The organism is Variovorax sp. P2_H12 (assembly GCF_056403395.1).
The window spans coordinates 1-539 of the sequence record NZ_JBFUFO010000147.1 but is presented as its reverse complement, the minus strand read 5'-3'; the positions used below and the strand labels follow the sequence as shown (position 1 = coordinate 539).

The 539-nt window shown below is 60.9% G+C and carries 1 pseudogene; it reads right to left on the bottom strand.

Features of this window, described 5'->3' with window-relative positions:
- Positions 1-203: 203 nt before the first annotated feature.
- Positions 204-398: pseudogene (locus tag AC1DYK_RS35580) on the bottom strand (DDE-type integrase/transposase/recombinase); the annotation flags it as partial.
- Positions 399-539: the final 141 nt, after the last annotated feature.

The following is a 539-nucleotide window of genomic DNA, read 5'->3' as shown; positions in this document are numbered from 1 at the left end:
CAGCGAATGCCACCGGCGAAGTTCGCCGAGCTGCATCGCCAGCGCGCTGGCGACGCAGCTCGATCCAGCTCAACAACCACCGAGATCAATTAATCTTGCAACCCCGGACTTCCTCGTTATGAATGGCACGGCAGGAGGGGGCAGGTCAAGGTTCTGTCGCAATAGCAGCGCTGGGCCGAGCATTTACGCGTCGTGCTTTTCGCTCAAAAAGCCAGCGAGTAGAACTTCGACGCCGCGGGCGAGTTGTGGCCTTGAGGGCAGTCAAGCTGACCCTTCCTGATCATGTGCATCAGTTCGATCCCGGCGAGCAGGATCCGCGCGCAGCGAAAGGACTTGAATCCGAGCATCGGCCGTACGATGCGCTTGATGGCCCGATGGTCTTGTTCGACGATGTTGTTACCTGGCATGCTTATCCCTCGCGCCTTCCCGGCGCAAGGTTCGATGCCTCGGCGGAGTATCGTCGCCGCACCGGGATAGGGGCGACGGGAGCATGTCTTGCGGGCAGGCCGGAGTACCTGATGAGCTGCGAGCTCGTGTTG